Here is a 13,228-nt window from a genome sequence, read left to right as displayed (position 1 = left end):
TGGTTCCCTTCAAGCCGCGCAGCGGGCGCCCAGCGCCTCGATCAATCGCTGGCAGGTGGCGAGTTCGCTGGTGAGTATGTATTCGTCCGGCTTGTGGGCGCGGTCGATGTCGCCCGGTCCGCAGATGATCGCATCGAACCCGGCGGCCTGGTAAAGCCCGGCCTCCGTGCCGTAGCTGACGGCGGCAAGCGGCGCCTCGCCGGTCAAGGCGTGCAGCAGTCCCGCAAGCGGCGCATCTGGCGGCAGCGACATCGCCGGATAGGCGCTCAGCGGCGCCCATTCGATGCGAAAGCCGTGGGCCGCAAGGGCCTCTGCTCGCGCCCTTACAGGCGCCAGCAGGCTGGCGGGGTCGACGCCGGGTATGGCGCGCGCCTCGAGGTCCAGCGTGCAGGTGTCGGGGATGATGTTGACCTGATGTCCGCCAGTCACCACGCCGGCTTGCAGCGAGGAGTAGGGCGGCTCGAAGGCAGGGTCGAACGGACCGTGCGTCAGCTGTTCGGCCTCGGTCACGGCCGCGCTCAGCGTATCGGCCATGGCATGGATGGCGTTGAGCCCAAGATCGGGTCGGGAGGAATGGCCGGAGCGCCCGTTGATGATCACGCGGGCGGCCGCCTTGCCCTTGTGGCCGCGCACGGCGCGCATGCCGCTCGGCTCGCCAACGATAACGCCGAGCGGCTTCGCGCAAAGTCCGGGAAGGCGGGCGATCAAATGCGGTACACCGCGGCACCCCACCTCCTCGTCATAGGAGAAGGCGAGATGGATCGGCCTGGCAAGGTGCATTTTCGCCAAGAGAGGCACCGTCGCGAGCACCGCGGCAAGAAACCCCTTCATATCTGTGGTGCCGCGTCCATAGAGCCGTTCGCCCTCCTTGCGCAGCGCGAAAGGGCTAGAACTCCATTGCGGCTCGCTGGCGGGGACGACGTCCATGTGGCCGGACAGAATATAGCCAGGGACGTTGGCGGGGCCGATCGTCGCGAACAGATTGGACCGGTCGGCTTCCGGCCCTCGGAGCAGGGCAGCCTGCGTCCCGTGCTCTGCGAGATAGGCCTCGATCCAGCCGGCGATATCGCCGTTCGGCTTGCCGGCGACCGACGGAAAGGCGACAAGTCGGTCCAGGATGTCGAAGACGTCCATTCCAGCCCTCAAAGCATTTCGGGTTTGGCATTTCGGGTTTGCCGGGATCGATGCCGTCGGAGGATGTGCGCGTTCTTTCGCGATTGCGTGCCGAAAGCGGAAGTGTTTCAGTTGAATCTAGCGTTGCCGCATGGCTTTCGAGCAAATCGTATCGGTCTGCTTGTTTAGCGTTGGCAGCCGGAAAGTAGCCAGCGACGCGTCGCCTTCTAGTACGATAATCTTTCAGGGGCATGGAATTGAAGCCGTCCGGAAGCTTGAAAATCGATACCTTCTCGATGCGGATTGGCGACATCGAAGGCGTTGAGCTGGACCGCTTGCATGCACTCTCGCTCTCCGTGGGATGGCCGCATCGCGCTGAAGACTGGCAATTCCTGCGGCAGTCGGGACACGGGTTCGTGGCGCTCGATGAGATCGGCCGGGTTCTTGGTTCGGCCATGTGGTTCGCGCATGGTACCGATTTCGCGACCGTGGGCATGGTGATCACCTCGCCGCGACTACAGACGCTGGGGGCGGGGCAATGGCTGATGAAGCGGGTTTTCGAGAACGTCGTCGGCTGCGATCTGCGTCTCAATGCAACGCGCGCGGCAAGGCGGCTCTATCTCTCGCTCGATTTCCAGCCGGAGAAGACCGTCTATCAATGCCAGGGCATCGCCCGCCTGGAGACGACGGGTCGCGCGGCGGACTTTCTCGATGTCAGGACCTTGGACCCAAAGGATATTCCGGCAGCGATCGCGCTCGACGCGGCAGGATTTGGCGTGAGGCGGGCGGCGCTCATCGAAAGGCTTTTCGCACACTCGGCCGGCTATGGTCTTTTCAAGGATGGCAGGCTGAGCGCATTCGCGCTCTGCCGGCCATTCGGGAGGGGCCACGTCGTGGGGCCGGTCGTGGCGGAAAGCGACGCCGATGCCGTGGCGATCGTCCGGCCACACGTCCATGACCATTTAGGGTCATTCCTGCGGATCGACACCCACATGGACACTGGCGAGTTCGCCACCTTTCTGTCGCACGCTGGAATGCCAGTCTTCGACACGGTGCTGACCATGTCGCTGGGTAAACGCCTAACCGATTTTGCCGTCGGCGGTGCGACCAGACCGGAGAGCTATGCCCTGGCAAGCCAAACTCTCGGGTAGGTTGCTATTCGACTTTGCGTCAATCGGGCCGTCGGGGTGGTGTCTATCATCGCCCCCGTTTGCCTTCAGATTCTTCGGGTTCGACGCCTGCTACTACTGGGTCCTCGCTGCCGCTGTCCTGCTCACGACGTCGTCTCTAATGCGCCTGAGGAGCCAGTCGGGACGCGTTCGGGATTGGACAGGCGCACAGCGGGTTGAAGGCGGCGATGGCGGCAGCGAGCGTCAAGACGTTGCCGATGATCGTCCGTCAGAACTCGGGGAGGGCGAGCAGTTTTGCCCTTGTCGTAATCATCGAGGTTGAATTGATGTGGCGAGAACGGACATGGCGGCGCGGCTTCCGGCTGCTGGCCGAGGTCGAGCGTCGGCTAAAACTCGATCGCGAAGGGCGGATGTGCGACGGGGCTTTTCCGACCACTTGGGCCTTTCGGACATTCAGTCAGCGACCATCCGACCTTCGGTCTTTGTGAGAACAGAACGGAATGTGCGTCCCGAGATCAGCGCTCGGCTAAACCTGCCAAGGTTGCGCCAAGCCGCTTGGAAATTGAAACAATCCAGGTTCGCAGCTCCGGCCCAAAAGGTTTCTCCAGCATTGCCCGGTCCCAGGCCAGGAAATAGGGCTCCGGCAGCCTGATACGCTTGTCGAACGGCGCCACAAGCCTTCCCGAGGCGATGTCGTCGGCGGCCATCGACAGTTGTGCCAGCACGAAGCCCCTGCCGTTGGCCGCAGCATCGATCGCGGCGCTCGACAGGGAAAAGGCGACTTCACCTGATGTCTTGCGGTGCACCGCGCCGATGCTTGCCGCCCATTCCGCCCATGTAGGCGGCGAGCGATGGTCGCGCGCCCATTCGATACTGAGAAGTGGCAGATCGAGGATATCGGCGGGCTTACGGACCGGATGTTTCGCCAGCAGCGCGGGCGAGCAGGCCGGCACCACCCAGTCGGTGAACAACTCGGTGTAGTGCTCGAAATCACGATATTTGGTGCCGTAGGAAATGCGGAAGTCGACCTGTTCGGCGCTCAGCCTTGGCTCTGTCTCGGCGCCGACCAGCCGCACGGTGGCGCCGGGATGGCCGATCTGCCAATCCAGAAGCTGCGGACCGATCCATTTGCTGGCGAGCGACGGCAGGCAGGAGATGGTCAAAGTGTCGGCGAAACGGGCCCGTTCGATGACATCCTGGGCCTCGCGTATCTTTTCGAAGCCGATGGAAACCGCCGCGTGGTAGACGCGGCCCAGCGCTGTAAGGGCGACGCTCCTGCCGCGACGTTCCAGAAGCCGTGCGTCCAAGGCATCCTCGGCCTTGCGAATCTGCTGGCTGACAGCGCCAACGGATACACCGAGCTCGTTTGCCGCGGCCGTCACGCTGCCACGCCTGCCAAACGCCTCAAAGGCCTGTATCGCACGCAGCGGGGGCGTCTTGTTCACCTGGGCAACGATCCTCGGGTCAGCTTGGTTTAGTTTTTCTAAAATAGAACGCAGATGCAAGGCCTATGTCGTCCCCGGTCCGCAAGATAATCGTTTGGGCGTTCACAAGCCTGGGAGGACGCCATGTTTCTTCGAAACTGCTGGTACGTTGCCGCATGGGACCATGAGGTTGCCGACCGGCTGGTGCCGACGCGGATTCTTGGCGAGGACATTGTCCTCTACCGCCGCACCGACGGCGCGGTGGCTGCACTCGAAGACGCTTGTCCGCACCGCAAGCTGCCGCTGTCGATGGGCCGCATCAAGGGCGATACAGTCGAATGCGGCTACCACGGCCTGACCTTCGACAGCACGGGAACTTGCACGCGGGTGCCGGGCGCCGAAAAGATACCGCATGTCGCCTGCGTTCGTTCCTATCCGATCGCCGAGCGCTACGGCTTGCTCTGGGTCTGGATGGGCGAGGCGTCAAAGGCCGACCCCGCGCTGATTTTCGCCGTCGACCATTGGGGCGATCCGGCATGGGGCGTCAATCGCGGCGAGTCCATGGCGCTCGATTGCAACTATCTCTACATGACCGACAACCTGCTCGACCCCTCGCATGTGTCGTGGGTCCACCAATCGTCCTTCGGCGGCGTCCAGGCCATGGAGGATGTACCGCTCGAAACCACCGTGGGCGCCGACGGCGTGACCGTATGGCGCTGGGTGGTCGATGCCGCGCCGGCGCCCTTCTATGCGCCTTTCCTCAAATTCTCCGGCAATTGCGACCGCAAGCAGCACTATGAGGTGCGCTACCCCTCCAACGCGATCATCAAGGCGATCTTCGTGCCCGCCCGCACCGGCGGCGAAGGCAAGCCGCTGCACGAGGACGTGTTCCTCATGGACAGCTACAATTTCATGACGCCGGTCGATGAGAACCAGACCAAATATTACTGGTTCCAGATGCGCAATTTCGCCCCGGACGATCTGGAGGTTTCGCGCCAGTTCGCCACCTCCGTGCGCGGCGCCTTCGATGAGGATCGCACCGTGCTCAATGCGGTGCACAAGGGCATGGCCAACAAGCGCACACCCAATCTCGATCTCAAGATCGATGTCGGGCCACTGCGCTTCCGCCGCAACCTGGCCAAGCTGATCGCCAGCGAGGGCCAGGAATTGGCGGCCGCCGAATGAACGCATTCACCGCTCGCGACACTATCGCAAGAAGCGGATTTCGCGACCTGAAGGTGGTCGCGAAGGTGCGCGAAAGCGCCATCATCACGTCGTTCCATATCGAGCCGGTCAATCCAGAGGACTGGCGCGACTTCGAGCCAGGGCAGTTCCTGGTGTTCAAGATACCTATGCCGCAGGGAGCCGGCGAAAAGGCATATGTGCTGCGCAACTACAGCGTCTCCTGTTCCCCGGCCGCTAAGGGTCGCTACCGGATCAGCGTGAAGCGTGAAGCAGCACCCGCGCCGGGTCTGCCCGACGGAGCAAGCTCGTGCTTCCTGCATGACCGGATCGACGTTGGCGATGTCCTCCAGGCCGAAGGGCCACGCGGCGATTTCGTGCTCGACAAGGCCAGCAGCCGTCCGGTGGTGCTGCTCAGCGGCGGCGTTGGGCTGACGCCGATGGTATCGATGCTGCATGCGCTGGCTGCAATGCCGGATCGCCGTGCCGTCTTCATTCACGCCTGCGAGAACGGCGATGTGCATGCCTTGCGTGATGAAGTCGCGGGCCTTGTCGCAACACGGCCTGGCCTGAGCGCCCACTACTGTTATCGGTTTCCGTCGGAGCGCGACAGGGCCGACGGGCACTTCCACAGCGAAGGCATGATTTCAAAGGATGTGCTGCAGCGTCTGCTGCCGATCGACGACTATGATTTCTACCTTTGCGGCCCGCCGCCTTTCATGCGGGCGGTCTACGTCATGCTGCGCGGGCTTGGCGTGCCGAAGCCTCGCATCGCATACGAATTTTTCGGCCCGGCAACAGTGCTGGAGCCTGATGCCGCCCGAGCCCCTGCCGCGCTGGCGCAGCAGGCACGGATCGAGCCGGCGGGCGAGGTGGCCACTGTGGAGTTTCGAAAATCGGGACTTACGGCGGTCTGGGATGGCAAGGCGGCATCGCTGCTCGACTTTGCCGAGGACCAGGGCCTGGCGCCGGAATTCAGCTGCCGGTCCGGCATCTGCGGGACATGCAAGTCGCGGCTGGTTTCGGGTGAAGTCGCCTATTTTGAAGAACCCCTGGACGAGCTGGGAGCAGGCGAAGTGCTGCTGTGCTGCTCCAGGCCGAGCGGATCAGTCGTCCTGGATATTTGACAAGATCTTGATGCCGCGTCTGGGCGCGGGGAAACGGAAGTCGGGATTTGGAACAGTCGGTCAAACCAGCGTCGAGCCTGCCGCTCAATCCGCATATCGCGGCCTTGCCACCTTACAATGCAGGCATGAACATCGCGATGGCACGGAAGCTGAGTGGCCGTCACGACATTGCCCGGCTGGCCAGCAACGAGAACCCGGACGGCTGCTCTCCGGCCGTCATGGCCGCATTGTCCTCCTCATCCTTCGAACCATGGCGCTATGCCGATCCGGCCTGCACGGCGTTGCGAGCAGCACTTGGCGAAAGACTTCGTGTCGATCCCGGGCTGATCGTTGCCGGCAACGGCTCCGAGGAGATGATCGCCGCCATCTCGCGCGCCGTCCTGGTGCCGGGCGCCTCTGTCGTGACCACGGTGCCGAGCTTCGGCTTGCATGAGATAGAGCCCCTGGCGGCAGGCGCCGATGTCATCAAGGTGGCGATGACACCCGAAATGGGGTTCGACCTTGCCGCGCTTGAAACGGCGATCGCCGCCAGGCCGCGTCTCGTTTTCATATCCTCGCCCTGGAATCCGGTTGGGCCGGGGCTCGACCATTCCAGCCTGCAACGGCTGATCGGCGCGGTACGGCCAGGCACCCTTCTTGTCCTCGACGAAGCCTATTTCGAATTCGCCGATGCCGGCGCGCCGGACGGCATCGAGGTCCTGCGCGGCAGCGGCATCGATCATGTGGTGCTGCGGACGTTCTCGAAAGCCTATGGCCTGGCGGGGCTGCGCGTCGGCTATGCCGTCTGCTCCGGCCTCGAGCTGGCAAGAGTGATTGCCGCCGCCAAGACGCCATTCAACGTCAATGCGGCGGCGCAGACCGCGGCCATCGCTGCACTCGCCGACGAAAGCTGGATGAAGGCGTCGGCCGACCGCGTCAGGGCCGAGCGCGTGCGCACCGCCGCCGGGCTTGCCGGCCTTGGCCTGCGGGTCGCGCAGTCGCAGACAAACTTCCTTTTCTTTGACTGCAAAGGCGACAGTTCGAGCCTTGCCGCTGCCCTCCTGGAGCAGGGGATCATTGTCAAGGCGTGGCGCGAAGCCGGTTATGAGCACTATCTGCGCGCCACTATCGGGCTGCCGGCTGACAATGACCGACTGATCGCAGCGCTTCAGGGGTTGATGGCGCAATGAGCGGCCTCGTGTCTCCAAGGCAAACGATACGGGACGAACGGGCGGTCCCGCTTTTGGTTGTCGACGCGATCCGCGACGCCGTTGGCGCCGCGAACGTACGCACCAGTGACGCGGATTGCGGCCCCGGCATCGTCGTCACGCCTTCATCGGCCGCCGAAATCGCGACGGTGGTGCGCATCTGCCGCCAGAACGAGGTTCCGGTGGTGCCGCAAGGCGGGAAGACCGGCCTGGTCGGCGGCGACGTTTCGTGGCCAGGCGAGATCGTTCTTTCCATGGCGCGCATGAACCGCATCGAGCGGCTCGATCCGCTTGAACGCGTGGCGGTGGTCGGTGCCGGCGTCACCCTCGAAGCCTTGCAGACGGCCGCGCGCGAACACCGGCTGGAGCCGGGCATCGACCTTGCCGCGCGCGGCTCGGCGACGATCGGCGGCATGGTGTCGACCAACGCCGGTGGGGTGATGGCCTTTCGCAACGGCGTCATGCGCCACCGCGTGCTTGGCCTCGAGGCCGTGCTGGCCGACGGATCGGTCTATTCCGACCTGACACGGGTGGTGAAGAATTCCGCCGGCTATGATCTGAAGCATCTCTTTATCGGCGCCGAGGGCACGCTCGGCATCGTCACCCGAGTGGCCGTCAAGCTCGATCCTTCACCGCGCGCTACAGCGACCGCGCTGTTCGGGCTGCCATCGGTCGAGGCGGCCCTGCGGACAACTCGGCTGGCGCTTGAATCGGATGCCGGGCATCTGCGCGCGGCCGAGGCGATGTGGACCTCGTATTTCAGCCTGGCCGCCGCCGCGCATGAATGGTCTGAACGCAGTGTGCCGCTCGATCAGCCGCTGTTCCTGCTGCTGTCGCTTGGCGGCGCGCGCGAAAGCGCGCTGCGCGAGGACTTCGAGCGGATCTATTTGGAGACGATGCAGCAGTATCCCGAAGCGACCGGCATCATCGCCGACTCGCGGCGGCAGGAAGACGACCTGTGGCGGCTGCGCGAGGACACCAGCGTGCTCTACCGCGCTCATCCCCACGCGCCTTCCTTCGACGTGTCTGTCCCATTGTCGGAAATTCCGGCCTATCTCGACAGAATCCTGCCCGGGCTCGCCGCCGTCGAACCGGATCTTGCACCCTATGTCTTCGGACATCTCGCCGATGGGAACCTGCACATCATCCTCAACCGGAAGGGCCCGCTGGCGCCTGACGTGGCGATCGCTGTCGAGTGCGTCCTCTATCAGCAGCTCGGGGAGATTGGCGGTTCCTTTTCCGCCGAGCACGGAATTGGGTCAAAACGCATCCATTCCCTGCTGGCGACAGCTGACCCGACAAAGCTCGACGCGATGGAGCGCGTGAAACGAGCGCTGGACGAGCGGTCGATCATGAACCCCGACAAGGTGCTTCCCCGCGATGCCTGGTTCGTCCGGTCCTCAAGCCCATCCCTTTCCGGCAATGAGAACCGATTGCCCCTCAAGAACGCGAGCGACCTCGACGATGAGTAGCCCCATGCCGCAACCGCAGGGAATGAACGGATTGACCGCAACCACCCGACGTCCCGTGGAATCAGCGACGCGCCATGATGAGCCGGCACTAGCCTATCCCGGCGACTTTGCCGCCTTGCGCCAGGGCTTTCGCGAAGCGGCGGAGCGGGTGGGCGCAGAACTGTCCGAGTATGTCCATCCGCTGAACGGACCGGATGGCGAGACGCTGGCGACAGATGTGGCGCTGCTGGGCCGACGCGATGCGCGCAAGCTGATCGTGGTCATCTCGGGCACGCATGGCGTCGAGGGGCCGTTCGGCTCGACCTGCCAGACCGCCTGGCTTGGGCAGAAAAACCTGCGGCGCTTGCCTGACGACATCGCGATCCTTGCCATCCATCTCATCAATCCCTGGGGCACGGCGTGGTTGCGGCGCGTCAACGAAGACAATGTCGACCTCAACCGCAACTTCATCGACTGGTCGGCGAGTGCTCCGGTCAACAACGGCTATGCCGGTCTCCACGACGCCGTGGCATACCGCGAGTGGGAAGGGCCGGATCGAATAGCGGCTGACGAGAAGCTCGCCGCGGCGCGCAAGAGGCTTGGGCACGCCGGGCTGGCGGCGATTATCGAGGCGGGCCAATATGAGTTCGCCGACGGGATGTTCTATGGCGGCGGCGGCCCTGTCTGGTCGAATCGGACGTTGAACGAAATCCTGAAGACCTTTGCCGCCAAGGCGCGGCAGGCCATCGTCTTCGACCTGCATACGGGAGCGGGGCCTTACGGTTATCCGGCACTGCTTTCGGTGGCGAGTTCCGAGCATGCCGGTCTTGCCTGGGGCAAATCCATCTTCGGGCCAGCGCTGACGACCGTGCTGACAGGCCCGGGCGCCAAGACAGGCACCGGCATCGCGGCGACGGCGACTGGCTATGTCTCGGACGCCGTGCGCAAGGCAATGCCGAACGCGCGCGTGCTGCCGCTTGTCGTCGAATGCGGCACCCTGGAGGGGCTGCCGTCATGGAAGCGGTGCAGGCCGACAACTGGCTGCATCTGTTCGGCAAGCTCGATTCGCCGCTCGGCAAGCGGATCCGGGAGACGCTGCGCTCGGCCTTCATTCCGGATGATCCGGATTGGCAGCGCGCCTGCCTGTCCAGCAGCCTGCGCCATTTCGACCGTGCGCTGGCGGACCTGAAGGCGGTCGAGCTGGATCAGGACGAAGCCATCAAGGGCGAACCGTCGCCACCCACCGTTCGCGCTGAGGTTGCCGATCCGGCGCCCGCTGACGAAGCAAAGATCACGACGCCGGCCGTACAGATCGACGAGCTTCACAAGAGCTTCGGCTCGCTTCTGGTGTTGAAGGGCGTCAATCTTACCGCTCACGCCGGCGAAGTGATTTCCATGATCGGCTCGTCAGGCTCGGGCAAGAGTACATTCCTGCGCTGCATCAATCTTCTGGAACAGCCGGACGGCGGAAAGGTCGCCATCGACGGCGAGGTAATCAAGATGAAGCCGGTGTCGAACGGCCGTCTTGGTCCGGCCGACATGGCGCAGGTCGAGCGTATCCGTGCACGCGTCGGCATGGTGTTTCAGAACTTCAATCTATGGCCGCACATGACGGTGGTGGAGAATATCATCGAGGCGCCCCGGCACGTGCTGAAAGAGCCGCGCGAGAAGGCCATCGAACACGCGTACGCCTTGCTGAAGAAGGTCGGGCTCGCCGACAAGCATGCCCACTATCCCGGCCAGTTGTCCGGCGGCCAGCAGCAGCGGGCGGCGATCGCCCGCACGCTGGCGATGCGGCCCAAGGTCATCCTCTTCGACGAGCCGACTTCGGCGCTCGATCCCGAGCTGGTCGGCGAGGTGCTGCGGGTGATCCGCCAGCTGGCGGAGGAAGGCAACACCATGATCCTCGTGACGCATGAAATGCAGTTCGCGCGCGAGGTCTCCCACAAGGTTCTGTTTCTCCACCAGGGAAAGGTGGAGGAAGAGGGTGCGCCAGCGGAGCTGTTCGGCAGTCCGCGCTCCGAGCGTCTGCGCCAATTCCTGGCCCGGACACTGTGAGGAAGCCGCATCCTCGAAGCGTCCGGTTCGGACCGGACAACTGCAATGAAGACCAACAACAAGGGGAACTGACATGAAACTGAAAGTCTTGACGCTGCTCGCCTTTCTCACGGGAACCATGGGCAGCGCATTGGCGGCCGAAGGCGAGCTGTCCATCGGCACGGAAGGCGCCTACCCGCCATGGAGCATGTCCGACGCGAACGGCAATGTCACCGGCTTCGACGCCGATGTCGGCGCCTTGCTCTGCACCAAGCTTGACGTGAAGTGCCATTTCGTCGTGCAGGCGTTCGACGGGTTGATCCCGGCACTGAAGGCCAAGCGCTTCGATGTCATCATCTCGGGCATGTCGATCACCGCCGACCGCAAGAAAGAGATCAATTTCAGCGTCGGCTATGCCGAACTGGCCAACATGTTCGTGGCGGCCAAGGGTTCGGATCTCGCCGCCATCACTGATGTCGACACGCTGTTGAAATCGCTGGACGGCAAGAAGGTGGGCGTGCAGGCCGGCACGACCCACGCACATTTCCTCGAGAAGCGCGCACCGAATGCCGATCTCAAGACCTATGACACGCTCGACCAGATGCAGATCGACCTGGCGAGCGGCCGCATCGATACCGCTTTCGCCGATCAATCCGCCTTGCAGGACTTCCTGGACAAGCCCGATGGCAAGAATTTTCAGCTGGTCGGCGTCGAGATCAAGAGCACCTTCGATCCGACGCTCGGCGAAGGCATTGGCGTCGGCATCGCGCAGGAAAACACCGAACTCAAGGCCAAGATCGACAAGGCGCTTTGCGAGTTGATCGCCGACGGCTCGGTCGGCAAGGCCAGCCAGAAATGGTTCAAGACCGACATCTCCCGGCCCTGCAAATAAACGCTGAAAAGCTCTCGCATGCGTCCGGGCTGCCGGGCGCATGCTTCTCATTCACGCGGCACATCTAGGGAACTCAGATGGAATTCGGTCTCTGGCAGGTTTGGGAAGCGGGTTGGGTCACCGCCATCCTGCGCGGCGCGTCGATAACGATCCTCGTCGGTCTCGTCAGCATGGCGGCCGGTCTGGTGATCGGCATCGTCTGCGGTCTCATCAAATGGGCCCGGATATTTCCGCTTTCACTGTTGGTCGATGCCTATACATCGCTGGTGCGTGGGGTGCCCGAATTGCTCATTATCTATCTCTTGTTCTTCAGTTCGGTTGAATTCGTGACCAAGGTCGTGACAGCGTTCGGCTATGCCGGTGTCGCGGAGAGCGGCTATGCGTTCGTCATCGCGGTCATCGCCATCGGCGCGATCTCCGGCGCCTATTCGACCGAGGTCGTGCGCGGGGGGCTCGGCGCGATCCCCGATGGGCATATCGAGGCCGCTCGCGCGCTGGGACTGTCGGGTTGGCGGATCTTTAGCCGCATCATCGCACCGCAGATGCTGCGCATCGCGGTTCCCGGCATCAACAATGTCTGGCAGACGACGATCAAGGATACGGCCCTGGTTTCCGTGGTCGGTCTTCAGGAGTTGATGCGCGTTTCCTTCATCGGCGCGAATTCCACGCGCCATCCATTTATTTTCTACCTGATCGCGGCGGTGGTTTATCTGCTCATCACCCTTGTAAGCCAGGCCGGCTTCGACGGGATCGAACGCCTGCTCAGGCTGCGGACGAGAAAAGCAGTATGATAGACCTCATCCAGCTTGCGGCTCCCGTTCTGCTGAAGGGCCTATGGGTCACGGCAGCGCTGACCTTCGTTTCGGTGCTGATCGGCTTCAATCTGGGCCTCGGTCTGGCACTGATGCGGCTGTCGTCGAACCGGCTGTTGTCAGGTTTCGCCAAATACTACAGCAATGTTTTTCGCGGGACTCCGCTGCTGGTGCAGATATTCCTGTTCTACTACGGGCTTGGCCAGCTTTCGCTGATCAAGGACAATGCGGCTTTGTGGTGGGTGATCAGCGACGGCGCACGCTGCGCCGTGCTGGCGCTTGCATTGAATACGGCCGCCTACACGTCAGAAATCCTGCGCGGCGGATTGATGTCGGTTCCGGTCGGTCTCGTCGAAGCAGCCCAGGCGTGCGGCATGTCGCGCATGCTGCGGTTCCGCCGCATCGAGTTCCCGCTCGCCATCCGCCAGGCGCTGCCGGCCTATGGCAACGAGCTGATCCTTGTCGTCAAAGGCACCAGCCTCGCCTCGACGATCACGGTGCTCGAAATCACCGGTTACGCCAAGCGGCTGATGAGCCAGACCTTCGCGATCTTCGAGATATTCGCCATTGCCGGGGTGCTCTACCTGGTGATCAACCTGCTGCTGATCGCGATTGTCCGCGTCCTTGAACGCTTTCTCATGCGGCACGAGACGTCTTCTCGTCGAAAATCGGTAGCGCTCACCCAGGTCGATCTACAGTGATTTCGTCACATCTTAAGATTGGCTGTTTGATCTGCCCGCTCTCTGCAACCCATCATCATCGATAAGCCCGGGACCGCGTCGGCCTTAGGGTTCGCGACCCGAAAGGTTGCCCCTATCTCATTCGTCCACCGTCCCCTGGAGAATGCAATCCTCGGCCAAGGGCGATCTCGGG

The 13,228-nt window shown here is 63.1% G+C and carries 13 protein-coding genes; 11 read left to right on the top strand and 2 right to left on the bottom strand.

All coding sequences use genetic code 11. The annotated features are described in order from the left end of the window. Window positions 1-9: 9 nt before the first annotated feature. The gene (gene argE / locus FJV80_RS13845) at window positions 10-1,134 is read right to left on the bottom strand and encodes an acetylornithine deacetylase (RefSeq protein WP_142876661.1); all 1,125 of its coding nucleotides are present in this window, start codon (window positions 1,132-1,134) and stop codon (window positions 10-12) included. A 230-nt stretch (window positions 1,135-1,364) separates the two neighbouring features. Here argE and FJV80_RS13840 point away from each other — a divergent pair, with 230 nt between their 5' ends. Together FJV80_RS13840 and FJV80_RS13835 are read left to right on the top strand one after the other, a co-directional pair. Continuing rightward, window positions 1,365-2,264 (top strand): GNAT family N-acetyltransferase, encoded by a 900-nt coding sequence (locus FJV80_RS13840; protein ID WP_142876660.1) that lies wholly within the window; start codon window positions 1,365-1,367, stop codon window positions 2,262-2,264. Window positions 2,265-2,470: 206 nt separating this feature from the next. Then, window positions 2,471-2,731: a hypothetical protein gene (locus FJV80_RS13835; RefSeq protein WP_142876659.1), complete on the top strand. Its 261-nt coding sequence runs from the start codon at window positions 2,471-2,473 to the stop codon at window positions 2,729-2,731. A 27-nt stretch (window positions 2,732-2,758) separates the two neighbouring features. Here FJV80_RS13835 and FJV80_RS13830 read toward each other — a convergent pair whose 3' ends face one another. Next, the gene (locus tag FJV80_RS13830) at window positions 2,759-3,688 is read right to left on the bottom strand and encodes a LysR substrate-binding domain-containing protein (protein ID WP_095775952.1); all 930 of its coding nucleotides are present in this window, start codon (window positions 3,686-3,688) and stop codon (window positions 2,759-2,761) included. A 123-nt stretch (window positions 3,689-3,811) separates the two neighbouring features. Between FJV80_RS13830 and FJV80_RS13825 the strand changes: the two genes are divergently transcribed. The 9 genes from FJV80_RS13825 to FJV80_RS13790 all read left to right on the top strand — a co-directional run bounded on the left by FJV80_RS13825 (window position 3,812) and on the right by FJV80_RS13790 (window position 13,056). Continuing rightward, complete coding sequence (locus FJV80_RS13825) at window positions 3,812-4,852, top strand: aromatic ring-hydroxylating dioxygenase subunit alpha (RefSeq protein WP_142876658.1); 1,041 nt, start codon at window positions 3,812-3,814, stop codon at window positions 4,850-4,852. Continuing rightward, complete coding sequence (locus tag FJV80_RS13820) at window positions 4,849-5,976, top strand: 2Fe-2S iron-sulfur cluster-binding protein (RefSeq protein ID WP_142876657.1); 1,128 nt, start codon at window positions 4,849-4,851, stop codon at window positions 5,974-5,976. The genes FJV80_RS13825 and FJV80_RS13820 overlap by 4 nt, the downstream gene beginning before the upstream one ends. Before the next feature lie 47 nt (window positions 5,977-6,023). After that, window positions 6,024-7,145 carry a histidinol-phosphate transaminase gene (hisC, locus tag FJV80_RS13815; protein WP_142876656.1) on the top strand — a complete coding sequence of 374 codons (1,122 nt, stop codon included), beginning with the start codon at window positions 6,024-6,026 and terminating at the stop codon, window positions 7,143-7,145. Continuing rightward, a complete protein-coding gene (locus tag FJV80_RS13810) occupies window positions 7,142-8,635 on the top strand; it encodes an FAD-binding oxidoreductase (protein ID WP_142876655.1) in 1,494 nt (497 codons plus the stop codon). Before hisC ends, FJV80_RS13810 begins: the two co-directional genes overlap by 4 nt. A gap of 148 nt (window positions 8,636-8,783) precedes the next feature. Continuing rightward, window positions 8,784-9,803 (top strand): DUF2817 domain-containing protein, encoded by a 1,020-nt coding sequence (locus tag FJV80_RS35025; RefSeq protein ID WP_348643968.1) that lies wholly within the window; start codon window positions 8,784-8,786, stop codon window positions 9,801-9,803. Between the two features lie 206 nt (window positions 9,804-10,009). Next, window positions 10,010-10,672, top strand: a complete 663-nt coding sequence (locus FJV80_RS35705; protein WP_348643969.1) for an ATP-binding cassette domain-containing protein — start codon at window positions 10,010-10,012, stop codon at window positions 10,670-10,672. A 73-nt stretch (window positions 10,673-10,745) separates the two neighbouring features. After that, the gene (locus tag FJV80_RS13800; RefSeq protein WP_142876654.1) at window positions 10,746-11,543 is read left to right on the top strand and encodes a transporter substrate-binding domain-containing protein; all 798 of its coding nucleotides are present in this window, start codon (window positions 10,746-10,748) and stop codon (window positions 11,541-11,543) included. Between the two features lie 77 nt (window positions 11,544-11,620). Then, window positions 11,621-12,334, top strand: coding sequence for an ABC transporter permease subunit (locus FJV80_RS13795; protein WP_095793309.1), 714 nt, complete (start codon window positions 11,621-11,623; stop codon window positions 12,332-12,334). After that, window positions 12,331-13,056: an ABC transporter permease gene (locus FJV80_RS13790; protein WP_142876653.1), complete on the top strand. Its 726-nt coding sequence runs from the start codon at window positions 12,331-12,333 to the stop codon at window positions 13,054-13,056. Before FJV80_RS13795 ends, FJV80_RS13790 begins: the two co-directional genes overlap by 4 nt. Window positions 13,057-13,228 lie beyond the last annotated feature (172 nt).

This window comes from Mesorhizobium sp. WSM4310 (assembly GCF_007003935.1).
GTDB lineage: Bacteria > Pseudomonadota > Alphaproteobacteria > Rhizobiales > Rhizobiaceae > Mesorhizobium.
The sequence above is the reverse complement of the archived record's forward strand: the minus strand, read 5'-3'. Positions and strand labels throughout refer to the sequence as shown.